General features: G+C 65.5%; 21 protein-coding genes. 13 read left to right on the forward strand and 8 right to left on the reverse strand.

What is annotated here, in order from left to right; translation table 11 throughout:
* Positions 1-12: 12 nt before the first annotated feature.
* Positions 13-873, reverse strand: coding sequence for a PHP domain-containing protein (locus tag ABZO33_RS14550; RefSeq protein WP_038706583.1), 861 nt, complete (start codon positions 871-873; stop codon positions 13-15).
* 67 nt (positions 874-940) lie between these two features.
* On the opposite strand from ABZO33_RS14550, the gene ABZO33_RS14555 reads away from it, so the two are divergent.
* From ABZO33_RS14555 to ABZO33_RS14580, 6 genes are all read left to right on the forward strand, one after another.
* Positions 941-1537 carry a septation protein A gene (locus ABZO33_RS14555; protein WP_023631974.1) on the forward strand — a complete coding sequence of 199 codons (597 nt, stop codon included), beginning with the start codon at positions 941-943 and terminating at the stop codon, positions 1535-1537.
* 1 nt (position 1538) lies between these two features.
* Complete coding sequence (locus tag ABZO33_RS14560; RefSeq protein ID WP_038706584.1) at positions 1539-1838, forward strand: YciI family protein; 300 nt, start codon at positions 1539-1541, stop codon at positions 1836-1838.
* Positions 1839-1976: 138 nt separating this feature from the next.
* Complete coding sequence (locus ABZO33_RS14565) at positions 1977-2369, forward strand: translation initiation factor 2 (RefSeq protein ID WP_102684315.1); 393 nt, start codon at positions 1977-1979, stop codon at positions 2367-2369.
* Positions 2370-2376: 7 nt separating this feature from the next.
* Entirely contained in the window at positions 2377-3054 is a 678-nt protein-coding gene (locus ABZO33_RS14570; RefSeq protein ID WP_414536596.1) for a response regulator transcription factor, read from the forward strand.
* Positions 3055-3182: 128 nt separating this feature from the next.
* Entirely contained in the window at positions 3183-3599 is a 417-nt protein-coding gene (locus ABZO33_RS14575; protein ID WP_414536597.1) for a Spy/CpxP family protein refolding chaperone, read from the forward strand.
* 69 nt (positions 3600-3668) lie between these two features.
* On the forward strand, positions 3669-5000 hold the full coding sequence (locus ABZO33_RS14580) for an ATP-binding protein (protein WP_414536598.1): 1332 nt from the start codon (positions 3669-3671) through the stop codon (positions 4998-5000).
* Positions 5001-5036: 36 nt separating this feature from the next.
* Here the strand turns inward: ABZO33_RS14580 and ABZO33_RS14585 are convergent, their stop codons facing one another.
* Positions 5037-5594, reverse strand: coding sequence for an NAD(P)H nitroreductase (locus ABZO33_RS14585; protein ID WP_414536599.1), 558 nt, complete (start codon positions 5592-5594; stop codon positions 5037-5039).
* Between the two features lie 142 nt (positions 5595-5736).
* Here ABZO33_RS14585 and ABZO33_RS14590 point away from each other — a divergent pair, with 142 nt between their 5' ends.
* Positions 5737-7191 carry a TrkH family potassium uptake protein gene (locus tag ABZO33_RS14590; protein WP_414536600.1) on the forward strand — a complete coding sequence of 485 codons (1455 nt, stop codon included), beginning with the start codon at positions 5737-5739 and terminating at the stop codon, positions 7189-7191.
* On the opposite strand, the gene ABZO33_RS14595 is transcribed toward ABZO33_RS14590, so the two are convergent.
* Positions 7148-8194 (reverse strand): AraC family transcriptional regulator, encoded by a 1047-nt coding sequence (locus ABZO33_RS14595; RefSeq protein ID WP_414536601.1) that lies wholly within the window; start codon positions 8192-8194, stop codon positions 7148-7150. The genes ABZO33_RS14590 and ABZO33_RS14595 overlap by 44 nt on opposite strands.
* Before the next feature lie 154 nt (positions 8195-8348).
* On the opposite strand from ABZO33_RS14595, the gene ABZO33_RS14600 reads away from it, so the two are divergent.
* A complete protein-coding gene (locus ABZO33_RS14600) occupies positions 8349-8660 on the forward strand; it encodes an Mpo1-like protein (protein ID WP_414536602.1) in 312 nt (103 codons plus the stop codon).
* 75 nt (positions 8661-8735) lie between these two features.
* On the opposite strand, the gene ABZO33_RS14605 is transcribed toward ABZO33_RS14600, so the two are convergent.
* The gene (locus tag ABZO33_RS14605; RefSeq protein WP_414536744.1) at positions 8736-9551 is read right to left on the reverse strand and encodes a UDP-2,3-diacylglucosamine diphosphatase; all 816 of its coding nucleotides are present in this window, start codon (positions 9549-9551) and stop codon (positions 8736-8738) included.
* 124 nt (positions 9552-9675) lie between these two features.
* Between ABZO33_RS14605 and ABZO33_RS14610 the strand changes: the two genes are divergently transcribed.
* Both ABZO33_RS14610 and ABZO33_RS14615 read left to right on the forward strand, forming a co-directional pair.
* On the forward strand, positions 9676-10449 hold the full coding sequence (locus ABZO33_RS14610; protein ID WP_414536603.1) for an AraC family transcriptional regulator: 774 nt from the start codon (positions 9676-9678) through the stop codon (positions 10447-10449).
* 170 nt (positions 10450-10619) lie between these two features.
* Complete coding sequence (locus tag ABZO33_RS14615; protein WP_414536604.1) at positions 10620-11507, forward strand: DMT family transporter; 888 nt, start codon at positions 10620-10622, stop codon at positions 11505-11507.
* Here ABZO33_RS14615 and ABZO33_RS14620 read toward each other — a convergent pair whose 3' ends face one another.
* Positions 11508-11789, reverse strand: a complete 282-nt coding sequence (locus ABZO33_RS14620; protein WP_414536605.1) for a SelT/SelW/SelH family protein — start codon at positions 11787-11789, stop codon at positions 11508-11510.
* Positions 11790-11855: 66 nt separating this feature from the next.
* Here ABZO33_RS14620 and ABZO33_RS14625 point away from each other — a divergent pair, with 66 nt between their 5' ends.
* Positions 11856-14042: a patatin-like phospholipase family protein gene (locus ABZO33_RS14625; protein ID WP_414536606.1), complete on the forward strand. Its 2187-nt coding sequence runs from the start codon at positions 11856-11858 to the stop codon at positions 14040-14042.
* Between the two features lie 81 nt (positions 14043-14123).
* On the opposite strand, the gene ABZO33_RS14630 is transcribed toward ABZO33_RS14625, so the two are convergent.
* The gene (locus tag ABZO33_RS14630; RefSeq protein ID WP_414536607.1) at positions 14124-14561 is read right to left on the reverse strand and encodes a MarR family transcriptional regulator; all 438 of its coding nucleotides are present in this window, start codon (positions 14559-14561) and stop codon (positions 14124-14126) included.
* A gap of 138 nt (positions 14562-14699) precedes the next feature.
* The gene (gene recQ, locus ABZO33_RS14635) at positions 14700-16847 is read right to left on the reverse strand and encodes a DNA helicase RecQ (RefSeq protein ID WP_414536608.1); all 2148 of its coding nucleotides are present in this window, start codon (positions 16845-16847) and stop codon (positions 14700-14702) included.
* Positions 16848-17092: 245 nt separating this feature from the next.
* On the opposite strand from recQ, the gene ABZO33_RS14640 reads away from it, so the two are divergent.
* Together ABZO33_RS14640 and ABZO33_RS14645 are read left to right on the forward strand one after the other, a co-directional pair.
* Positions 17093-17680 (forward strand): YecA family protein, encoded by a 588-nt coding sequence (locus ABZO33_RS14640; RefSeq protein ID WP_023630694.1) that lies wholly within the window; start codon positions 17093-17095, stop codon positions 17678-17680.
* Between the two features lie 8 nt (positions 17681-17688).
* A complete protein-coding gene (locus tag ABZO33_RS14645; RefSeq protein ID WP_414536609.1) occupies positions 17689-18054 on the forward strand; it encodes a YbaN family protein in 366 nt (121 codons plus the stop codon).
* A 38-nt stretch (positions 18055-18092) separates the two neighbouring features.
* On the opposite strand, the gene ABZO33_RS14650 is transcribed toward ABZO33_RS14645, so the two are convergent.
* Entirely contained in the window at positions 18093-24464 is a 6372-nt protein-coding gene (locus ABZO33_RS14650; RefSeq protein WP_414536610.1) for a retention module-containing protein, read from the reverse strand.
* Between the last annotated feature and the right edge of the window lie 406 nt (positions 24465-24870).

The following is a 24870-nucleotide window of genomic DNA, read 5'->3' on the forward strand; positions in this document are numbered from 1 at the left end:
AAGTCGTCCTGTTCATACCGCCATAGGCTGTTCATGTCGGAATCGGCGCCACAGGGGTGGCAGGTCCTCAGGCAATGGCCGGTAGGCACCGATCTCGCCCCAGGTGCCAGGGCCGTGGAAGTCGCTGCCGGCGCTTGCCAGCAGGCCGAACTCACGGGTGAGGATCGACATCGTCCCCACCTGCTCGGGCGGCATCATCCCGTTGACCACTTCCAGTGCCTGCCCTCCAGCCTGAATATAGTCGGCAATCAGCCGTCTGCGCTTGCTGCGGGTCAGTTCGTAGTGCATGGGATGGGCCAGGCTCACCCACGCATTGGACTCACGCAGCGTCGCGACAGTTTCCTCAAGCGTCGGCCAGTGCAGCTTGACGTCGCCCAGCTTGCCGGCGCCCAGCCACTTGCGGAACGCCTCGCCGCGATCCTTGACGAAGCCGGCGCGGACCATGAACTCGGCGAAATGCGGGCGTGCCGGGGCGTTGCCGCTGTCGCCCAGTTCCTGCTGCACGGCCCGCGCGCCGTCCAGCGCGCCGGGCATGCCCTTGGCCGCCAGCTTGCGGTCGATTTCCTCGGCGCGCAGCCAACGACCACGGTGCAGGTTGGCGATGGCATCGAGCAACGGCGGCGCGTCGAGAGGGAAGTCGTAGCCCAGCACATGAATGGTGGCGCCGCCCCAGGTGCACGACAGCTCCACGCCGCTGACCCACTGCATGCCGTTGTCCAGGCACGCCTGGCGCGCCTCCGGCAGGCCTTCAAGGGTGTCATGGTCGGTGAGCGAGAGCGTGCGCACCCCGTGCTCATGGGCCCGGGCGACCAGTGCCGTGGGCGACAGGGCGCCGTCGGAGGCCGTGCTGTGACAGTGCAGATCAACATTCATGGAGGAGCGCTTTCGCAGGAATCGATGTTTGTTATTATGCCGTCACATCCCGCTTCTGGCTGCCACTGTGAAACAATTCATCGATTTCATCCCGCTGCTGCTGTTCTTCATCGTCTACAAGCTTGACCCGCGCCCGGTCGAATTCGCCGGCCACGGCTTCGAGTTCGGCGGGATCTACAGCGCCACCGCCATGCTGATCGTCAGCTCCGTGGTGGTCTACGGCGCGCTGTTCCTGCGCCACGGCAAGCTGGAGAAGGGCCAGTTGCTGACCCTGGTCGCCTGCCTGGTGTTCGGTGGCCTGACCCTGGCCTTCCACAGCGAGACCTTCCTCAAGTGGAAGGCGCCGGTTGTCAACTGGCTGTTCGCCCTGGCGTTCGCCGGCAGCCACTTCATCGGTGACCGGGTGCTGATCAAACGCATCATGGGCCATGCCCTGACACTTCCAGAAACAGTGTGGAACCGCCTTAACGTGGCGTGGATCGCCTTCTTCCTGGTGTGCGGCGCCGCCAACCTGTTCGTCGCCTTCACCTTCCAGGACATCTGGGTCGACTTCAAGGTATTCGGCAGCCTTGGCATGACCGTTCTGTTCCTGGTGGCCCAGGGTGTCTACCTGTCGCGCCACCTGCACGATGCCGACCCCTCCACCTCCAAGCCCAAGGACTGACATGCTCTACGCCATCATCGCCAGCGACGTCGAAAATTCCCTGGAAAACCGCCTGGCCGCCCGCCCCGCGCATATCGAGCGCCTGCAGCAGCTCAAGGCCGAAGGCCGCGTGGTACTCGCCGGCCCGCACCCGGCCATCGACAGCAACGACCCGGGCGCCGCCGGCTTCAGCGGCAGCCTGATCGTCGCCGAGTTCGACTCGCTGGCCGCGGCCCAGGCCTGGGCCGACGCCGACCCGTACATTGCCGCGGGCGTGTACGCCAAGGTCGTGGTCAAGCCGTTCAAGCAAGTCCTGCCGTAACAGGCTTTTGGGGGACGGGCTTGGCAGAGGCAAGCCCGCTCCGACGAAGCCGCTCCCAGCTGCATCCCGCGCTGCACGATTCATAAAATCCGACGATTGGCCGACAACCTCCTGAATCGATAGGAATCAGGAGTTCCAATGCGTCAAGGTCCGATGTCCCTGCTGCTTTGCCTGTTGCTGCTGTCCCCTTTCGCCGCGGCCGAACAGCCGCTGTCGCTGGAAGCCGGGGCGCGGATCACCGACTTGCAGCAGCGCCTGGAAGAGAGCGAGAAACAGCGCACGGCGCTGACCCAGCAACTGCAGAACCAGGACAGCGAGCGTGAAAGCGCCCAGCTCGCCCGCCTGCGCCAGGACAACCAGCGCCTGAAGCTGACGATCAAGGAACTGCAGGCCGGCGCCAGCGCCCCGCAAAGCCCGCTGACCGACCAGCAGCAATGGTTCCTGATCGGCTCGGCCGTTGCACTGTTGTCCGCAGTCTGCGGTATCTTAGCCAGCGGCGGACACAGAAGACGCCGGCAATGGTTGAATTGAGTGAGAAATGAGCGAGCTGTTACTGATTGATGATGACCAGGAACTGTGCGAGCTGCTCGGCAGCTGGCTGACCCAGGAGGGGTTTGCGGTGCGCGCCTGCCACGATGGCCAGAGTGCGCGCCAGGCCTTGGCCGCCCACGCCCCGGCGGCAGTGGTGCTGGATGTCATGCTGCCCGATGGCAGTGGCCTGGAACTGCTCAAACAGCTGCGCAGCGAACACACCGACCTGCCGGTGCTGATGCTCTCGGCCCGTGGCGAGCCGCTGGACCGCATCCTTGGCCTGGAACTGGGCGCCGACGATTACCTGGCCAAGCCGTGCGACCCCCGCGAGCTCACCGCCCGCCTGCGCGCGGTGCTGCGCCGCAGCCACCCCAGCGCGCCCAGCAGCCAGGTGGAGATCGGCGACCTGATCTTCAGCCCGGTACGCGGCGTGGTCAGCATCGACCAGCGCGAGATGACCCTCACGCTGTCGGAAAGCCGCATCCTCGAAGCCTTGCTGCGCCAACCCGGCGAGCCGCTGGACAAACAGGAACTGGCGCAGATCGGCCTGGGCCGCAAGCTCACGCTTTATGACCGCAGCCTGGACATGCATGTCAGCAACCTGCGCAAGAAGATCGGTCCGCACCCGGATGGCCGCCCGCGCATCGTCGCCCTGCGCAGTCGCGGTTATTACTACAGTCTGTAGGAAAACCAGGGCCGCTTAGCGGCCCTGTCATCTTTACCCAGCCTTTACCCTCGCCTGACCGCCCTTGACCTTGATCTCCCTAGACTGGGCTCATCCGGTAACCACCGGCCCCTGAAAGGAGAGACACCATGCGCAAGACCCTTATCGCCCTGATGTTCGCCGCCGCCCTGCCGACCGTGGCCATGGCCATGCCTGAAGGCGGCCCGCGCCACGACGGCCCGCATCATCGCGGTGACGCGCCTTTCGCCCAGCTGGACCTGAGCCGCGACCAGCGCCAGCAGATCGGCAAGCTGATGGGTGAGCAGATGAAGCAGCGCCGCGACATCAACGAACGCTACATCGCCAAGCTGCCGGCCGCCGACCAGAAAGCCCTGAAGGACGAGCTCAAGGCCAGCCACGACAAGACCGAAGGCCAGATCCGCGCCTTGCTCAAACCCGACCAGCAGAAGAAGTTCGACGACCTGCAGAAGGAGCGCGCCGCGCGCAAGGCCGAGTGGCAGGAGTTCCAGGCCTGGAAGGCTGAAAAAACCGGCAAGGCCCAGTAAGCTGTCACCCCGATACCCGGCCCGCTTCCCAGCGCGCCGGGCTGTCGCCATTTCCTGGAGGTGCTTGTCTTGCGTTCACTGTTCTGGCGCATCCTGGCCAGTTTCTGGCTGGCCATCGCCCTGGTGGCCGGGTTGTCGATCCTGCTCGGGCACATGCTCAACCAGGACACCTGGATCCTCAGTCGCCACCCCGGCCTGAACAACCTGGCCAGCCACTGGGCCCAGCACTATGAACAGGAAGGCCTGGAGTCGTCGCAACGCTTTCTGGAACGGCGCAAGCAACGCTACAAGATCGACGTGCAGGTGCTCGACGACAGCGGCGATGCCGTGGTCCCCGGCACCTTCCCGCGCCGTGCCGCAGCCTTCGAGGCGCGCCAGCACAACGACGAACGTCGCCTGCCCTGGCGTCGCCTGACCGAGGAATACACCAGCCCCGGCAGCGGTGAGACCTACCTGCTGATCTACCGTATCCCCCACCCGGAGCTGGCCGCCTGGCACCGCGAAAGCCTGATCTGGCCGCTCAGTGCCCTGGGCATAGCCTTGGTGGTGCTGACGCTGTTCAGCCTGCTGGTAACCCTGTCGATCACCCGCCCGCTCAGCCGCCTGCGCGGCGCCGTGCACGATCTGGGGCAGACCAGCTACCAGCAGAACAGCCTGGCGCGGCTGGCCGTGCGCCGTGACGAGTTCGGCGTGCTGGCCAACGACTTCAACAAGATGGGCGCACGTCTGCAGAGCCTGATCGGCAGCCAGCGCCAGTTGCTGCGCGACGTGTCCCACGAACTGCGCTCGCCTCTGGCGCGCCTGCGCATCGCCCTGGCCCTGGCCGAGCGCGCCGAGCCGGAACAGCGCCAGGCCCTGTGGCCGCGCCTGACCCGCGAATGCGACCGCCTGGAAGACCTGATCAGCGAAATCCTCGTGCTGGCCCGGGTCGATGCCGAGCAGGCGCATGCCGAGCCGGTGGACCTCAATGCCTTGCTGGGCGGCGTGCGCAAGGATGCCCAGCTGTCAGCGCCGGATCAGGAGGTGCGCCTGGAGATGCAGCCGGGCCTGACCCTGCAAGGCTGGCCGACGCTGATCGAACGGGCGGTGGACAACCTGCTGCGCAATGCGCTGCGCTTCAATCCGGCCGGGCAGCCGATCGAACTGCGCGCCAGCCGCGAACAGGACCGCATCGTGCTGAGCGTGCGCGACCACGGGCCGGGGGTGGCGACAGAATATCTGGAGCAGTTGGGGGAGCCATTCTTTCGGGCACCGGGGCAAGAGGCGCCGGGACATGGGCTGGGGCTGGCGATTGCACGCAAGGCGGCGGAGCGCCATGGTGGCAGCCTGAAGCTTGCGAACCATCCGCAGGGTGGGTTCGTGGCTACGCTGGAACTGCCCTGTGAGGTCAGCGCTGGCTGACTGATGTAGGGGCCGCTGCACAGCGGCCCCACTCAATCACTCGCCCCAGGCGCTGACGTACTCGGCAGTTTCCAGGATCGGCGCGGTGCGTGGCTCGGTCATTGGCGTGCCGACATACAGGTAACCGATCAGTTCTTCGTTTTCGGCAAGCCCCAGCCCCTTGTGCACATGGGCGTCGAAGGCCATGTCGCCGGTGCGCCATACCGCGCCGATACCCTGGGCATGTGCGGCGATCAGGATGCCATGGGCGGCGCAGCCCGCGGCCAGCCGCTGCTCGATCTTCGGCACCTTGAAGTGATCCTGCAGGCGGGCGATCACCACGATCAGCAACGGCGCGCGCAGCGGCATCGCCCGGGCCTTGTCCAGCGCCGCCTGGGTGGCTTCACCCTTGGCTTGCACGGCTTCGGCGAACAGTTCGCCGAGCTTTTCCCGGCCCTGCCCTTCGATGGTCAGGAAACGCCAGGGGCGCAGCTGGCCATGATCCGGCGCACGCAATGCGGCCTGGAACAGCGCCTCGCGCTGGGCGGCATTGGGCGCAGGTTCGGTCAGGCGTGGCACGGAAACACGGTTGAGCAATGCGTCGAGAGCCTCCATGGGCTACCCTCCTGGCAGATTGAAAGTGCGGCCATTCTGCACTATCGGGCCGCCGTCGTGTAAGCGCGCACAATCGTGCGTTTACATCCCCCGACCCACAGGTAGAATGGCGCCCTTTCCGTAGCGAGTCAGAGCAGATCACATGGCGTTGCCGACCTTAAGGATCATTGGTTTCATCATCGGCATCTTCCTGATCACCCTGGCGGTGAGCATGGTGGTGCCCATGGCGACCCTGGTGGTCTTCGAGCGCACCGGCGACATGCCGTCGTTCCTCTGGTCGAGCCTGATCACCTTCCTCGCAGGCCTGGGCCTGGTCATCCCCGGCCGCCCGGAACATGTGCACCTGCGCCCCCGCGACATGTACCTGCTGACCGTCAGCAGCTGGCTGGTGGTCTGCGTGTTCGCCGCCCTGCCCTTCCTGCTGACCCAACACATCAGCTACACCGACGCCTTCTTTGAGAGCATGTCCGGCATCACCGCCACCGGCGCTACCGTGCTCAGCGGCCTGGACAACATGTCGCCGGGCATCCTGATGTGGCGCTCGATGCTGCACTGGCTGGGCGGCATCGGCTTCATCGGCATGGCGGTGGCGATCCTGCCGTTGCTGCGCATCGGTGGCATGCGCCTGTTCCAGACCGAGTCCTCCGACCGTTCGGAGAAAGTCATGCCGCGCTCGCACATGGTCGCCAAGTCGATCGTGGCGGTGTACGTCGGTATCACCGTGCTCGGCAGCCTGGCCTTCTGGTGGGCGGGGATGGGCCTGTTCGATGCGATCAACCACGCCATGTCGGCGATCTCCACCGGCGGCTTCTCGACCTCCGACCAGTCCCTGGCCAAATGGGATATCCCTGCGGTGCACTGGGTGGCTGTGGTGGTGATGATCATGGGCAGCGTGCCGTTCACCCTGTACGTGGCCACCCTGCGCGGCCACCGCCGGGCGCTGATCAAGGACCAGCAGGTGCAGGGCCTGTTGGCCATGCTGGTGGCCACCTGGCTGGTGCTCGGCACCTGGTACTGGGCCACCACCGAGCTGCACTGGCTCGATGCCCTGCGCCACGTGGCGCTGAACGTCACCTCGGTGGTCACCACCACCGGCTTTGCCCTGGGCGACTACAGCCTGTGGGGCAACTTCTCGCTGATGCTGTTCTTCTACCTGGGCTTCGTCGGCGGCTGCTCCGGCTCGACGGCCGGCGGTATCAAGATCTTCCGCTTCCAGGTCGCCTACATCCTGCTCAAGGCCAACCTCAACCAGCTGATCCATCCGCGTGCGGTGATCAAGCAGAAATACAACGGCCACCGCCTCGACGAAGAGATCGTGCGCTCGATCCTGACCTTCTCGTTCTTCTTCGCCATCACCATCTGCATCATCGCCCTGCTGCTGTCGCTGCTGGGCGTGGACTGGATGACCGCGCTCACCGGTGCCGCTGGTACCGTTTCGGGCGTCGGCCCGGGACTGGGCGAAGTGATCGGCCCGGCCGGCAACTATGCGACGCTGCCGGATGCCGCCAAATGGATCCTGGCCGGCGGCATGCTGCTGGGCCGCCTGGAGATCATCACGGTGCTGGTGTTGTGCATGCCGGCGTTCTGGCGTCACTGACCGACAGGCGCGTGCGGTACTCGCTCGGCGTGCTGTCGAACCAGCGGCGGAACGCTCGGTAGAAGTTGCTCGGGTCGGCGAAACCCAGCAGGTAGGCGGTTTCCAGCAAGGTGGTGCCAGGCTGCGCCAGATACTGCTCGGCCAGTTCGCGGCGGGTGTCGTCGAGCAGGGTCTGGAAGCTGGTGCCCTCGTCCTGCAGGCGCCGCTGCAAGGTGCGTTGCGAAAGGTGCAGGGCCTGGGCCACGGTTTCGCGCTTGGGCTCGCCCTGGGGCAGGATGCGGCATAGCACCTGGCGCACGCGGTGGGTCACCCGGCTTTCCGAGAAACGCGCCAGGTACTCACCGGCGAAACGGTCGTGCAGCACCGCCATCGCCTCGTTGGCGGTAGGCAACGGCGCCTCCATGTCGGCGCGTGCCAACACCAGCGCATCATGGGCCGCGCCAAACTGCAGCGGCGCGTGGAAAGCCACCTTGTACGGCTCGACATTTTTCGGCAGGGCGCCCTGGATCAGTACCCGTCGTGGCTGGATCGGCCGCCCGCTGAGCCAGGTGCACAGCGCCAGGGCGCAGGCCAGCGAGGCTTCGGCGCTGTGTCGGGTCGGCGGCAGGTGGTCACCGTGCACGGTCAGCACCAGGGCATAGCCGTCGGGTTCGAGGCGAAAGCTCAGGTCCGAACTCTCCGCAATGATGCGCTGGTAGCGCACCAGGCGCTCGAAGCCCTCGGCCAGGGTGCGGCTGGACATCAGCGCATAGCCCACCACATGGAACGAGGCCGGCCGCACCACCCGGGCCATGTTAAGGCCGATCGCCTCGTTGCCCGACAGCTCGACCGCCAGCTGCCACAGGCGGGTCATCGAATCCTGGGTGAATCGCGCGTCGGGGTCGTCCAGGGCGGCGAAGTCGAGCCCGAGCTGCTTGAACATGGCCGGACAATCGAGCCCTTCCAGCTCGAGTGCCTTGACGATCCCTGATGCCCAGCTGGCTGACGTGGTTCTCTCACTCATGACAGGCTCTTGTGCTGACCGCTCCTGCGGTGAACTGAAAGGATACTCAATTGGCGCCTATTGTCACTGGCCACGGCACCCAGTGACTCTAGACTCGATTCAGGCTCCACGCCGTGTATCCTGTCAGCAAGCCCAGCAGATCCGGAAGCCCGCCATGACCCGCACCGCGCAGTTCCGCAGTTTTGCCGAGTTCTACCCCTATTACCTGGGCGAGCACAGCAACCCCACCTGCCGCCGGCTGCATTTCGTCGGCACCAGCCTGGTGATCGCCCTGCTCGCCTACAGCATCGGCAGCGGCAAGTGGCTGTTGCTGCTGGCCGTGCCGCTGGCCGGCTATGGCTTCGCCTGGGCCGGGCACTTCTTCTTCGAGAAGAACCGCCCCGCCACCTTCAGCCACCCCTGGTACAGCCTGATCGGCGACTTCGCCATGTTCCGTGACATCCTGCTGGGGCGTATCGCCTTCTGAAACGGATCGCGGGGCCAGCCCGCTCCCACGTCAAGCATGGAAGCGGGCTGGCCCCGCGATGGCGTCGATGCGCGGTCAGGCCGGCTCGCCCAACTCCGCCAGGCGCAATGCCGCCTCCCGCGCCTGAGCCTCGGCGAATCGATAAAGCTCGATCTGCCCGTCCCAGTGTTCGATCAGCGCAGTGCACGACTCCACCCAGTCGCCGCAGTTGAGGTATTCCACCTCGCCCACCTGGCGGATCTCGGCATGGTGGATATGCCCGCACACCACGCCGTGGAAGCCACGCCGGGTGCACTCGTGGGCGATGGCGTCCTCGAAGTCGCTGATGAAGTTCACCGCGCCCTTGACCTTGTGCTTGAGGTACGCCGACAGCGACCAGTAGCCATAGCCGTAACGGGCGCGCCAGTGGTTGAGCCACCGGTTGAGCACCAGAGTGAACTCGTAGGCCCGGTCGCCAAGAAACGCCAGCCAGCGGTGGTAGCGGGTGATCACGTCGAACTGGTCGCCATGGATCACCAGCAAGCGCCGGCCGTCGACGGTGAGGTGTTCGGCCTCGTCCACCAGCTGGATGTTGCCCAGGATCAGTTTCGAATAACGCCGCAGGAATTCGTCATGGTTGCCGGTGACATAGATCACCTCGGTGCCGCGCTTGCTCAGGGTCAGCAGGCGGCGGATGACATTGGTGTGGGCCTGGGGCCAGTAGATGCCGCTGCGCAGTTTCCAGCCATCGATGATATCGCCGACCAGGTAGATGCGCTCGGCCTGGTAGCCCTTGAGGAAGTGCGCCAGGTGTTCGGCCTGGCAGTCGCGGGTGCCCAGGTGTACATCGGAAATCCACAGGGTGCGGACACGCTGCTTGCGTGATGGACGGGTGGGTTCGGCGTGGCTCATGGGCAGGCTCCGGCGCTGTTTGCTGGAGACTGGCAGGCGCAGGTGACAGATTGGTGGCAGGGACATGACCATCCTGCCCTCGCCCGCAGGTGTACAATCTGCGCCTGCCCCGTGAGGACTCACCATGACCGCCGGCCCCTTGCTCTCGTTGCGTCATTACCGCCACGACCTGATCGCCCACAGCCACGACCATCCACAGTTGGTGTTCGGCCTCGGCGGGCGCCTGGATTTCGAGGTGGATGGACGCGGTGGCCGCGTCGCTCGCCAGGATCTGATGGTGGTACCCGCCGGTGCCCACCACACTTGTGGGAGCCGCGAAGGCAGCGACTGCCTGGTGCTGGACGTGCCGGGCGGACACTGGCTCGGCGATCATCTGGGCGAGCACGCCGACGACAGCCGCCGCCTGCTCGACCGCCCCGGCCCACTGACCCTGGACAGCCGCCAGCAGCAATTGGTGGACTGGCTGGCAACCAGCCCCGTGGACGACCCGCTGATTGCCCGCCAGGGCGCGGTGTTGCTGTTGGCCAGCCTCAATCCACAGGCCTGCGCCCCGGTACTGGCCAGCAGGCGCCTGCCCTATGCCGCCTTCGACCGCCATATCGAGCAGCACGCCGCCTACCCGTTGCAGGTCGCCGACCTGGCGCGGCTGGCCGGGCTGTCCAGTGCGCGGCTGCATGCGCGGTTTGCCAGCGAGTGCGGCATGACGCCGATGGACTACATCCGCCAACGGCGGCTGTCGATGGCGCGGCGACTGTTGCGTGAGACGCTGCTGCCAGTGGGTGAGGTCGCGGCGCGGGTGGGGTATGGCTCGCAGAGCGCATTCAGCGCGGCGGTGCTAAGGGCGTTCGGCTGCACGCCGCTGGCGTTGCGGCGCGAGCCTGACGACAAGGAACGCTAGTTGGGCGACAGAAAGCGCCGGCAGTTCTTTTTACACTGCTGCCACTATTTCCGGCGCTTGTACCGGCCCATCGCCGGCAAGCCGGCTCCCACAGGATCGCGCGCACCTCTGTGGGAGCCGGCTTGCCGGCGATGGGCCGGTACAGGAAACCTCATACTCCAGGGATCACCATGAACCACCGCACCGCCCTCGGCGCCCTGCATATCGGCGCGCTATTCTTCGGCCTGACCGGCGTCTTCGGCAAACTGGCCGCCAGCGCCAGCCCCTCGATCATTGTCTTCGGCCGGGCTATGTTCGCCGTCCTGGCCCTGGGCCTGTTCGCCGGCCTGGCACGCCAGGCCTGGCAACCGCTGCGCGGCCAGGACCTGCGCCGCCTGCTGCTGGGCGGCGTGCTGCTGGCCGGGCACTGGGTGAGCTTCTTCATCGCGGTCAAGGTCGGTGGCGTGGCCATCGCCACCCTCGGCTTCGCCAGCTTCCCGGCCTTCACGGTCATCCTCGAGGGCTTGTTGTTCCGTGAACGCATCCGCCGCAACGAGGCTGTCCTGGTGCTGCTGGTGAGCATCGGCCTGGTGCTGGTTACCCCGGCGTTCGACCTGGCCAGCGAGGCTACCGGCGGGCTGCTCTGGGCCTTGCTCTCAGGCCTGCTGTTCTCGCTGCTGTCGCTGACCAACCGCGCCGGCTCCGGGCGCCTGCCCGCTGTGCAGGCGGCACTGTGGCAAAACCTGGTGGTGAGCCTGTGCCTGCTGCCGTTCGCCGCCCCAGGCCTGGCCGCTGTAGCACCCATGGACTGGCTGTGGATAGCCCTGCTCGGCATCTTCTGCACCGGCGTCGCTCACAGCCTGTTCGTCGCCAGCCTGGCGGTGATCAAGGCGCGTACCGCCGCCGTGGTGTTCGGTATGGAGCCGGTCTATGGCATTGCCGTGGCCTGGGTGGTGTTCGCCGAACAACCAACCCTGCGCATGCTCGCCGGTGGCGCGCTGATCATCTTCGCCATCGTGCTGTCCAGCCGCCTGGCCGCCGCGCAACCGGCTCGGCAGAGCGTGGCCGAAAGCGCCTGATCAGCGATCGTTGTGACCCAGGTCGCGCTGCGGATCGATCTGGTCGCGCACCCGCTGCTTGAGCACCTTGGCCTCGGGGAAGCCGCCGTCGGCCTTGCGCTCCCAGATCTGCACGCCGTCGCAGGTGATGCGGAACACACCCCCGGTGCCCGGCTCCAGCCCCACCTGGCCGAGGTCGTCGGCGAAGGTGCTGAGCAGTTCCTGCGCCAGCCAGGCGGCGCGCAGCAGCCATTGGCACTGGGTGCAATAGGTGATGACAATTTGTGGCTTGCTGTCTGCCATGTCGGGGAACTCCGTAGGAAGGGCCGCTTATACTAGCGGTCTTTACCCTCTGGTTTGAGACTCACGATGCGCCGCCTGCTGTTCTGCCTCCTGCTGATGCTCACCTCCATCACTTTGCATGCCGCCGAAACGGCACGGCCTAAAATCGGCCTGGTGCTGTCGGGCGGTGCCGCCCGCGGCCTGGCCCATATCGGCGTACTCAAGGCCCTGGAAGAACAGGGCGTGCGCATCGACGCCATCGCCGGCACCAGCATGGGCGCGGTGGTCGGCGGGCTGTACGCCTCGGGCTACAGCATCGCCGAACTGGAAAAACTGGCCACCACCCTGGACTGGCAACAGGCACTCTCCGACGCCCCACCGCGCAAGGACGTGCCGTTCCGGCGCAAGCAGGACGACCGCGACTTCCTGGTCAAGCAGAAGCTGAGCTTTCGCGACGACGGCAGCCTAGGCCTGCCACTGGGCGTGATCCAGGGCCAGAACCTCGCCCTGCTGCTGGAAAGCAAGCTGGCCCATGCCGCCGACGTGCGCGACTTCGACAAGCTGCCGATCCCGTTTCGCGCCGTGGCCACCGACATCACCAGTGGCGAGAAGGTGATCTTCCGTCGCGGCCACCTGCCCCAGGTGATCCGCGCCAGCATGTCGATCCCGGCGGTGTTCGCCCCGGTGGAACTGGACGGACGCCTGCTGGTGGACGGAGGCATGACCGACAACATCCCGGTGGACGTGGTGCGCGAGATGGGCGTGGACCTGGCCATCGTCGTCGACATCGGTACCCCGCTGCGCAACCGCAAACAACTGGCCACGGTGGTCGACGTGCTCAACCAGTCGATCACCCTGATGACCCGGCGCAATTCCGAGGAACAGCTGGCCAGCCTGCGCCGCGAGGACATCCTCGTCCAGCCGCCGCTGTCCGCGTTCGGCGTCACCGACTTCGGCCGCGCCCAGGACATGATCGATGCCGGCTACCGCGCCACCCGCGCCCTCGATCCGCGCCTGGCGGTGCTGCGCCGGCCCGAGGGTGACAGCAACCTGGCGGTGGCGCGTTCGCCGAAGCAGCGCACGCCGATCATCACCGCCATCAAGGTGGAGAACGACTCCAAGGTCAGTGACGACGTGATCCGCTACTACATCCGCCAACCCATCGGCGAGCCGCTGGACCTCGGCCGCCTGCAGACCGACATGGGCACCCTCTACGGGCTGGACTACTTCGACCAGGTGCAATACCGCGTCGCGCACAAGGGCGATGAGCATACCCTGGTGATCAACGCCCGCGGCCGGCGTGGCGGTACCGATTACCTGCGCCTGGGCCTGAACCTGTCGGACGACCTGCGCGGCGACAGCGCCTTCAACCTCGGCGCGAGCTACCGGGTCAACGGCATCAACCGGCTCGGCGGCGAATGGCTGACCCGGGCGCAGATCGGTGACGAGCAGGAGTTGTACAGCGAGTTCTACCAGCCGCTGGACGTCGGTTCGCGCTACTTCATCGCCCCTTACCTGGCCCTGGGTTCACAGAATGTCGAAGCCACCCTGGACAACGACCCGGTGGCCGAATACCGCCTGGAACGCTACGGCTTCGGGCTCAATGTCGGGCGGCAGATCGGCACCTACGGCGAGGTACGCCTGGGCGTGGGCAAGGCCTGGGGCAACGCCGAGGTGCGCATCGGCGACCAGGACCTGCCCAAGGTCAGCTTCAATGAGGGCTTCTACGAGCTCAAGTACTCCTTCGACACCTTCGACAACGTCTACTTCCCGCACAGCGGCGAAGACATCGGCCTGACCGTGCGCAAGTACGACAAGTCGCTGGATTCGGACCAGAACTACCGGCAGTGGCTGTTCAACCTGGACAAGGCCATCAGCAGCGGGCCGAACACCCTGGTGCTGGGCGGGCGCTACGGGCGCACCCTGGACGATGCCGAAGTGGTGACCTCAAGCTTCGTGTTCGGCGGCGCCCGGCAGCTATCGGGGTTCCGCCAGGACTCGATCTCCGGGCAGAACATGAGCCTGCTGCGCATGGTCTACTACCGCCGCTTGACCCCGCGCGCCTACCTGCCGCTGGACTTCCCGCTGTACCTGGGCGGCTCGCTGGAACGCGGGCGAGCGTGGAACAACGACAACGAGTTCGACAGCGGCTATATCAATGCGGCGAGCATCTTCCTCGGGCTGGAAACGCCGCTGGGGCCGTTGAACCTGAGCTATGGGGTCAATGATGCCGACGAGAAGGCGGTGTACCTGAACCTGGGGCATACCTTCTAGAAACGATCGCGGGGCAAGCCCGCTCCCACAAGCCGAGCAGAATCTTGTGGGAGCGGGCTTGCCCCGCGATTTACGGAGGGTTCAGGACTTCTCGAGATTATCGAGAATCCTCGCATGCACGCGCATGCACACTTCCAGATCGGCCTCGTCGACGCCGGTGAACAACTCGAGCCGCAACGCATTGGCGATGGTCTCGATCTGGTCGATCAGCGGCTTGGCCGGCGGGCACAGCAGGATCTTCTTCGCCCGGCGGTCTTCCATCACCGCCTGGCGGCGCACCAGCCCCTGGCTTTCCAGGCTGTCGAGCAGGCGCGCCAGGGTCGGGCCTTCCACGCCCACGCTCTGGGCCAGCTCACGCTGGGTCGGCGCCTCATCGAACCGGGCCAGGTGCAGCAGCACCAGCCAGCGGGCTTGCGACAGGTTGAGCCCGGCCAGGCGGCGGTCCAGCTCGGCGCGCCAGCCTCGGGACATCTGGGCCAGCTGCATGCCGAAGCGGTGTTGGTTGTCGGTCAGGGGCATAAGTAACTCAATGAATAGAACTAATTATTAGCCAGCTAACCATGGCCCGACCGATCAGGCAAGGTTCGACGCCACGGAAATGGCTGATAATCATGTAAGGGTATGACAAAGGTCAGCAAATGGCACAAATGCCGGCAATCACACGCCGAACTCCACTGCCAGCGCCGAACGCACGCAATGCAGCACCCCTTCCGGCACCCGCTGGCCGAACAGTGGCGCCACGGCGGATACCGGCGGCAACTCGCCCTCACCGTCGAGGAAGGCGTCCTGGACTTCCATCATCAGCTCTTCAGGCAGGTCCAGCGCCTGCTCCAGGCTCAGCTCCTGGCGGCCGATGGCTTCGGCCAGCAAGCTGTAGACGTTCTTCTCGGTGCAGTTGAGTTGCCCGGCGATCTGCGCCGGGGTCATGCCGGCGCGAGCCAGGCTCACCAGTTCGTGGCGCAGGTCGAGCACCACCTTCGGCGCTTCCTCGGTGCCACCGGCGCCGTTGAGCACCTCGAGGAAGGCCTGGCCGTAGCGCTCCAGCTTGCGCGCGCCGACGCCACTGACCTGGGCCATGTCGCTGAGGCTGGTGGGCATGCTGCGCAACATCTCCAGCAAGGTGGAGTCGGGGAAGATGACATAAGGCGGCACGCTGTGCTCCTCGGCCAGTTTGCGCCGCAAGGTGCGCAACGCCTCCCACAGTTCGCGCTCCTCGGCGCGCACCAGCTGGCTGGCCGGGCTGCCGCCACTGCCGCCGGACGCCTTGGCCACGGTCTGCGGCTTGAGGTCGCGGCGCAGTTGCAGGTTCACCTCACCGCGCAACAGCGGCCGGCAGCTGTCGGACAGGCGCAGGCCGCCGTAGCCCTCCAGGTCGATGTCCACCAGGCCACGCGCCACCAGCTGGCGGAACAGCGAGCGCCATTCGGCTTCGGCCAGCGTCTTGCCCACGCCGAACACCGACAGCTTCTCGTGGCCGAAATTGCGCACCTTCTCGGTGTCCTTGCCCAACAGCACATCGACCAGATGGCCGACACCATAGCGCTGGCCGGTGCGGAACACCGCCGACAAGGCCTGGCGCGCGGGCTCGGTGGCGTCCCAGGTCTGCACGTTGTCGACACAGTTGTCGCAGTGCCCGCAGGGCTGCTCCAGCACCTCGTCGAAATAGGCCAGCAACGACTGGCGGCGGCAACGGGTTTCCTCGCACAAGGCCAGCATGGCGTCGAGCTTGTGCTGCTCGATGCGCTTGTGGCGCTCGTCGCCCTCGGAGTTCTGCAGCATCTGCTTGAGCATCACCATGTCCTGCAGGCCGTAGGCCATCCAGGCGTCCGACGGCAGGCCGTCACGGCCGGCACGGCCGGTCTCCTGGTAATAGGCCTCGAGCGACTTGGGCAGGTCGAGGTGGGCAACGAAGCGCACGTTGGGCTTGTCGATGCCCATGCCGAAGGCGATGGTCGCAACCATGATCAGCCCCTCCTCGTTGAGGAAGCGGTGCTGGTTGGCGGCGCGGGTCTCGGCTGCCAGGCCGGCGTGGTACGGCAACGCCGGGAAGCCCTGGTCGCAGAGGAAGGCCGCGGTCTCGTCGACCTTCTTGCGCGACAGGCAATAGACGATGCCGGCGTTGCCGCGACGCTCGCCGAGGAACGCCATCAACTGCTTGCGCGGCGCCTCCTTGGGCACGATGCGGTAGAAGATGTTCGGCCGGTCGAAACTCGACAGGAAGCGCTCGGCGCCCTGCAGGTGCAGGCGCTGGACGATCTCCTCGCGGGTGCGCATGTCGGCGGTGGCGGTCAGGGCGATGCGCGGCACATGGGGGAACAGCTCGGCGAGCTGACCCAGCTGCAGGTACTCGGGGCGGAAGTCGTGGCCCCATTGCGAGACGCAGTGGGCCTCGTCGATGGCGAACAGGGAAATGTCCAGGCCGCGCAGGAAGTCCAGCATGCGCGGCTGCACCAGGCGCTCGGGGGCCAGGTACAGCATCTTCACCTCGCCGCGGCGCAGGCGCCCGGCCAGGTCGCGCTGCTGCTCGGCGCTGAGCGTGGAGTTCAGCGCCGCGGCGGCCACACCCAGCTCGTCGAGGGTGGCGACCTGGTCGTCCATCAGCGCGATCAGCGGCGACACCACCACCGTCAAGCCAGGGCGCAGCAAACCGGGCACCTGGAAGCACAGGGACTTGCCGCCACCGGTGGGCATCAGTACCAGCGCGTCGCCACCGCCTGCCACACATTCGATGATCGCTGCCTGGCGCCCGCGGAAACTGTCGTAACCGAAGACATCCTTGAGGACGCGCTGAGCCTGTTCGAGCATTTGCCACTCCAAAATCGCCGTACCATCCTGGACTCAGGCTGGACGATAAATCCGCCGCGCACACACCGAATGCGTAAGCGGTTTTTGCCGGATGGCGTGAATATCGCCAGCAGGCACGAAAAACCGCGGAGTATACCCGACTGCCCCGCTCCCCGGCATGCCCCGGTGACAGACGTTCGCTTTGCCCCGCAAGCGCCGCAAGGTGCTAGAATTCAGCATCGTTTATTCCCCAAGGTAGCCCTGTAATGTCCTTCGCCGAGCAACTGACCCGCCTGCAAGCCTTCCTCGACGCCGATGAGCTGCACGAAGAAGCGCTGGACTACGTCGCCGCACACGGCTACCTGACCGCGCTGTCGATCTGCTCGGAGGAAGTTCCAGAACGCGAATGGATCGACGCGCTGTTCGCCGAAGAGCCCCATTACGCCAGCGATGCCCAGCGCACCGAGATCGAGGCCACTCTGGTCGCGCTCAAGGGACACATTGCCCGCCAGTTGGCCAGCGACGAGGAATTCGACCTGCCTTGTGAACTTGACCTGACCGAAGAACCGGACGATTCCGACCTGCGCGGCTGGTGCATCGGTTTCATGGAAGGCGTGTTCCTGCGTGAAGAGGCCTGGTTCGAGAACGCCGAGGAAGAAGTCAGCGAAATGCTCCTGCCGATCATGGTCGGCTCGGGCCTGTTCGACGAACAACCCGAGTTCGCCGACATTGCCGGCAACGCCAACCTGCAGGACGACATGATCGTGCAGATCCCCGAGGCACTGAGCGCACTGTTCCTGCTGCTGCACGCCCCCGAAGAGAAGCCCGCCCTGCTCAAGCCACGCCACCACTGATCGAGGTGGTGCGCTACCTGCTGCTGGCCATCGGCTGGCTCAGCGTCGCGCTGGGGGTGGCGGGGATCTTCCTGCCGGTGCTGCCCACCACCCCGTTTCTGCTGCTGGCGGCGGCCTGCTTCGCCCGCAGCTCGCCGCGTTTTCACCACTGGCTGGTGAACCACCCGAAACTCGGGCCGTGGATCCGCGACTACCTCAGCGGTGAGGGGATTCCGCTCAAGGGCAAGGTCTATGCAATCGGGTTGATGTGGGCCAGCATCGGGCTGTCCTGCTACCTGGTGCCATTGTTCTGGGCGCGGGCGTTCATGCTGACCAGCGCGGTGCTGGTCAGCGCCTGGATCCTCAAGCAGAAGACCTTGCACCGACCACAGTGACGCCATCGCGGGGCGGTGCCCCGCGATGCGCTGCTGGCTTACACCGTATCCACCTTCAACGAATGGTCATTGAGCATGCCGTTGATGATGGTCGCGGTGTCATGCCCTGCCGCGATCAGCCCGCCCGCCCCGGCCGACACCCCGTAATGCTGCGCCAGGTCCACTCCGGCCAGGTCGATGGTCTGGGTCGGCGCCGCGCCGGCGACGCTGCTGACTTCGATGGTCGACACCACATTGACGCCGCTGCCGCTGACCTTGAAGTGCAGGTAGTCGTCCAGCGAGGCGCTGGTGGCGTTCTCGCCCTGCAGCAGTTGTGACAGATCCAGGCGATCGCTGCCCGGGGTGAAGTCGGTCACGGTGTCATGCCCGGTTTCGCCCTTTTGCCAGACAAAGCTGTCGTTGCCACTGCCACCGGTCAGGGTGTCGTTGCCCGGCCCGCCAATCAGGATGTCGTTGCCGGCACCGCCCTTGAGCACATCGTTGCCCGCGCCGCCGTTGAGCAGGTTGTCACCGTCATTGCCGGTCAAGGTGTCGTTGTAGTCCGAGCCGATCAGGTTCTCGATACCGCTGAGGCTGTCCAGCCCGGCGCCGACGGTATTCTGCTGCCCGACATGGCCAAGGTCCACGATCACGCCGGCGCTGGCCTTGGCGTAGCTGGCAGTGTCATTGCCGGCTCCGCCATCGAGCAGGTCATTGCCGGGACCACCGATCAGCAGGTCGTCGCCATCACCACCGTGCAGGCTGTTGTTGCCCGCCCCCGCCACCAGCACATCGTTGCCGGCGCCACCGTTGAGGGTGGTATCGCCGGCCCCGGCGAGCAGTACATCGTCACCACCGGTGCCGGTCAGGGTGTTGCCGGCCTGGTAGGTGATATCCACCGCTCCGGTGCCGTAGCCGCCATGGTTGTCGCTGACGGTGTAGCTGCCGTGATAGTCCTCGTTACTGGCATTGCTGTAGTCCACCACCAGGCTCAGCTTGTAGTTCTCGGCAGCCTTGCTGTTGCCGGCGGCGTTCTCGGTATTGATCACATGGATGCTGTACACCCCGTCATGGGCAGCCGTGAAGCTGCCGCCATCGGCGATGGTCTGGTAGCTGCCGCTGGCATCCTTCCACTCCATCAGCAGGTTGCCGGCGGGCCGGTCATGGTCGAGGCTCAGGGTCTCGCCCTTGCGCAGGGTGACGGTCAGGGTGTCCTCGTCGTTGGCGTTGCCGGTGCTGATCGAGCCCAGGTAACCCGCCACCACCAGGGCAGCGGTCATGCTGCCGTTGAGGCTGGTGAACTCGCTGCGGGCCAGGTCACGCAACTGGTTCTCGGCCTTGTTGGCGGAGGCGTCGAACTTGATGGTCTGCGCCTGGGTGCCCACCGTGAAGCCTGCGCCCTTATCGGCGAAGTTGGTATTGAAGGTGGTCGGCGCGGCACTCAGAGTGTCGTGGTCCGGGTCGCGGTCATTGGCCAGCAGCGCCTCTGCCGGCACCGTCAGGGTAGCGCCCTTGATATTGGTGATGATGTGGTCGGCACCAGCGACCGGCGCGCCATTGCTGTTGATGTTGATCGTCAGGCTGGCGCTGCGGGTATCGCCGTCGTTGTCGCTGGCGGTGAAGCCGAACTTCTCTACCTGGCCGCTGCCGTTGTCCTTCGGTGGCGTATAGGTGAACTCGCCGCTGTCCATGTTCACCACCAGGGTACCGCCCAGGCCGGTCTTGATGTTCAGGCTGTTGCTCACGGTGTCGAACGAGGCCTTGTCCACCCCGCCACTGGCCGCATAGCCTCCCTGCCCGCCATTGGCCTTCGGATCATAGGTGTAGGTAGTGCCGTCCACCAGCAGCGCCTTGATGAAGCCGCCGTCGGCACCGAAGTCGCCGCCGCTCATCAGGCTGCCGGTGATCGGCGCGCCCTGCACCGTGCCGGAGAGCACCGCACTCAGCTGGCTGAGATCGGTGACCACTACCGAGTTGGTATCGGTATGGCTGCTGCCGTCATAGGCCAGCGGATTGAGGTTGCCCTCGTTGACCCCGCTGCCCATGCCGATGGCGTAGGACTTGATGCCATTGCTGTCGAGGAAGGATTCCCAGGCGGCTTCCCGTGGCGCGGTCATGGCATGACCATTGGTGGGCTCACCGTCGGAGAAGAAGTAGCTGATGTTCTGCGCGCCCACCAGCTTGCCGGTGGTGGCGAAGGCTTCCTGGGCCTTGGTCGCCGCCGAATCGTAGTAGGTCGAGCCGCCCGGGCTGAGCCCGGCGATCAGGTTCTTGGCTTCGCCGATGGTGACCCACACCGGGGTCTGCACCTGCGCGCCGGTGCCAAAGGTGACGATCTGCACCTTGATGTCGCCCATCTCGTCGTACTTGTCGAGCAAGGCATTGATCGCCTGCTTGGCCAGTTCCAGACGGGTCAGCCCCGGCACGCCGGAGCTTGCCGCCATGCTGCTGGACACATCCACCACCAGCAGGATGTTCGAGTCCACCTGGCCGGGCGTGATGCTGCGTACCGCGCACTGTACCGTCGGCATATCGTCGACGATGTTGATGGCGATGGTGCTGGTGACGCTGTTGCCCAAGGCGTCGGTAGCCTTGTAGGTGAAGTACTCGTTGACGGTGTTGGCGCCGTCGTTGGCACCACCCGGGGTCTTCGGCGCCGAGGTCAGGGTGTAGGTGTAGGAACCGTCGGCATTGAGCTGGATCTGCCCGTATTGGCCCACGGCATTGCCGACCAGGCTGTAGGTCAGCGCTCCGACGCCGCCCTGGACCGAACCGACCAGGCTGCCGGAGGCCGTCTCGCCCGTCGAACCTGGGTCGCTGCCGGTGACGGTGCCGGCGGCCAGGTCATTGCCGTCCTTGTGCAGGTCCAGGGCTTTTTCGTACACGGTGACATCGTTGTCCTCGCACGCCACCAGCTTGCTGTCCTGCACATTGATGCGAATGGTCGTGGTGCTCTCATCGCCGTCGGCGTCACGGATGGTGTAGACGAAGCTGTCGGTCGCGCCGGCGGCCGGCACGCTGTCGGGGTTGGCGTGGTAGGTGGCGTTGCCCTGGCTGTCCAGGGTCAGGTAGCCGTACTGGCCGACGATGGTGTCGCCGACATGGCCGATGGCCGAGGTAGAGGTGTCGGAGCCTGCGCGCACACCGACCACGTACTGGCCGTCGGCACGCACATCGGCGCCGACCACATCGTTGTCCAACACGTTGCCGCTGACGCTGGCGCCCTCCTTGACCGAGGCCACGTCGCAATGGGCCTTGGGCACGTCGTCGACGATGCTGACCACGATGGTGCTGGTGGTGGTGTTGCCGAGCGAGTCCTTGACCTGATAGGTGAAGCTCTCGGTAACCACGTTCGGGCCATCGTTCACGTGGTTGGGCGAGTTCGGCGCCGAGGTCAGGGTGTAGGTGTAGCTGCCATCGCCGTTCAACTGGATCTGGCCATACTGGCCGGTGGCATTGCCGACCAGGGTAAAGGTCAGGGCACCGATACCGCCGCTGACCGAGCCTGCCAGCGAACCGCTGGTGGTTTCCGTGGTGGCGTGCGGGTCGCTGCCGGTGACGGTGCCTGCTGCCAGGTCGTTGCCGTCCTTGGTCAGGTCCAAGGCCTTTTCGTAGACCTTGGCCGTGTCATCCGGGCAGGCCACCAGCGAAATGTCGTGCACATCGATGGTGATGGTGGTGGTGCTCTCATCGCCATCGGCATCGCGGATGGTGTAGACGAACACGTCCGTGGCACCCGCCGGCGCCACGCTGTCGGGGTTGGCGTGGTAGGTGGCGTTGCCCTGGGCATCCAGGGTCAGGTAGCCATACTGGCCCACCACGTTGCTGCCGAGCTGGCCGATGGCCGAGGTCGAGGTGTCGGAACCGGCACGCACGCCGACCACGTATTGCCCGTCGGCGCGCACATCGGCACCGGTCACGTCGTTGACCAGCACATTGCCGCTGACCGTGCCGCCTTCGTAGACATTGGCAAAGTCGCTATGGGCCTTGGGCACGTCGTCGACGATGCTGATCACGATGGTGCTGGTGGTGGTGTTGCCGAGCGAGTCCTTCACCTGGTAGGTGAAACTTTCCGTCAACACATTCGGGCCGTCGTTGACATGATTCGGCGAGTTCGGCGCCGAGGTCAGGGTGTAGGTGTAGGTGCCATCCGAATTCAGCTGGATCTGGCCATACTGGCCGGTAGCATTGCCGACCAGGGTGAAGCTCAGCCCGCCCACACCACCTGTGACGGAACTGGCCAACGAGCCGCTGGCCGTCTCGCCGGTGGAGCCCGGCTCGCTGCCGGTAACGTTGCCGCCGGCCAGGTCGTTGCCATCCTTGTTCAGGTCGAGTGCCTTCTCGTAGACCGTGACCTCGCTGTCGGCCCCGGCGATCAGCGAGCAATCGCGCACGTCGATGGTGATGGTGGTGGTGCTTTCGTCGCCGTCACTGTCACGCACGGTATAGACGAAGACATCCGTGGCGCCCGCCGGAGCGACGGCGTTGGGGTTGGCGTGATAGGTGGCGTTGCCTTGGGCATCGAGGGTCAGGTAGCCGTACTGGCCCTGGACCTGATTGCCCAACTGGCCGCTGGCCGAGGTCGAGGTATCGGAGCCGGCGCGTACGCCGACCACGTACTTGCCATCGGCGCGCACGTCCGCGCCGGAGGTGTCGTTGTCGAGCACGTTGCCGCTGACCGTGCCGCCTTCGACGACACTGGCCGCGTCGGGATTGGCCTTGGGCAGGTCGTCGACGATGTTCACGTCCAGCGAGCCAGTGGCCGTGCTGCCATCGGTATCCGTGGCGGTGACGGTGAAATGCTCGGACAGGCTGTTGGCGCCGTCGCCGTTGGCGTGGCTCTCGTTGTCCAGCAAGGTGTAGCTGTAGCTGATCACACCCGTGGCCGGGTTGTACCCAGTGATGGTCAGAGTGTTGCCCAGCGCAGTGGTGATCGACTGCGGGAAGCCCGCCGCCACACCGCCACTGACCACGTTGATGCCGCCGACGCTCAAGGTCTGCAGGCCATCGGGCGCCGCCACCGTGAAGCTGCCGCTCTGCGTCAGCGCAGCGGGATTGGGTGCACTGCCGTCGGCCAGGTTCTTCTCGTAGACAGTCAGCTCGCCGCCATTGACGCCCAGCCCGCCGAGGGTCACCGGGTCATTGAGGTTGCTGACGTTGAGGGTCAGGGTCGCGGTGCTGGTGTCGCCGTCGGCGTCTTTCAGGGTGTAGGTAAAGTTCTCTACCCCACTGCCGCCACCGTGCAGGTTCTTGAAGTCCGGATCGTTGCTATTGAGGGTGTAGGTGTAGGAACCATCCGCCGCCAGCACCAGCGTGCCGTAGGTGCCGACGAAGGTACCGGCCACCACCGGGCCACTGGGAATGCGGTCCGCGCCCTGGATATCGTTGGTCAGCACATTGCCGCTGAGCTCCAGGTGCTGCTCGGTGGCAGTGCTGGCATTGCTGTCGTTGACGGCGCGTGGCACGTCGTCACGGACGATCACATCCAGCGTGCCGCTGGCCACATCGCCATCGGTGTCGCTGACCAGCACCGGGAACTGCTCGCCCAGCGTATTGGTCCCGGCACCGTCCGGATGATGTTCCGCGCCGGTCAGGGTGTAGCTGTAGCTCACCACGCCCGTGGCCGGGTTGTAGCCAGTGATGGTCAGCACATTGCCGAGCCCGGTGACGATGGACTGGCCGACGCCAGTCACCACGCCCGCGGTGACCACATTGATGCCACCGACACTGAGATTGAACACGCCATCGGCGGCAACCACCGTGAAGCTGCCCGACTGGGTCAAGGCCGCAGGGTTGCTGGCCGAGCCCTGGGGCAGGTTGGCCTCGTCCAGGGTCAATTCGGCAGGGCTGACATCCAGGCCGGTGAGGCTGACCGGATTGTCGACGGGTGGCGTGGCGGCCGGCAGGGGCTCCGCGTCATTGCCATCGAGCCCGCCAAGCTCGAGGTTGGCCAGCAGGGGGAAGCCGTTGAAGCCGGCCGTGGGGAAGCCGATGGTGGGATCCACCCGACCGGCGACCTCGGTCAGTATCACGAAACTGTGGCCGCCACCGAGCGCACCCGACACGCCACCAGGATTGCCGCCCGCCGCTGTCGCTTCGGCTTCCTGCGTGGGGTCGGCGCCTGCGGCAATGGCTTTTTGCAGTTGCTCGACGTCACTGAGCTGGGCGTTGCTGGGCTGTGCGTCCGGCGCTTGTACATGAGGCGCGCGATCGGCCAGCAGGTCGGGGGTCATCTCCAGGCTGCTGCCACGGCCCAGGGTCAGCTCGGCACCGTTTTGCAAGCGCACGGCCACGGCGCCCTCGCTCCCGGTCTCCAACTGCTCGCCGGCGAACAGGCGATCCCCTTCCACCAACAGACGGCGATGACCGTCATCGCCCACCGCGAATACCTGGCCGACTACCTTGCCGACCACACCGACTAATTTAGCCATGAGCGTACGCCTCCCCTGCCGATGGGCTTTTCGCAGATCAAGGCGTGCCGGGTAATGTGCGCAAGGTTCCGAGTGCCATGGTTGTTGGAACCACTGCTGTCACGTTCGTGAGAAACCACGCTCCCTGTGACGACTGCCGCGATAGTGGATAGGGCGAATGGCCATTATTGAGTGCCATTTTTTTGTCGCCAAATTCCGCTTTCGCCTTCCTCCCCTGTCTCCTTAGCTGCAAAAAATCTGGAACTTTCACCAAGGCCCGAAAATCGCCTGTCCCAGCCAATTCCCGTAACCACCTGAATGAAACAATGTCCCGGATTCCTTAGACCGCATAAGTTTTTTTTCGCATATATCTTATGAAAAAATCTTCTTAGCTCGCCCGGTAAATGTTCTTAGCTCTGTTGTTACA

Origin of the sequence: Pseudomonas sp. CAM1A, from assembly GCF_047501685.1 — a bacterium.
GTDB lineage: Bacteria > Pseudomonadota > Gammaproteobacteria > Pseudomonadales > Pseudomonadaceae > Aquipseudomonas.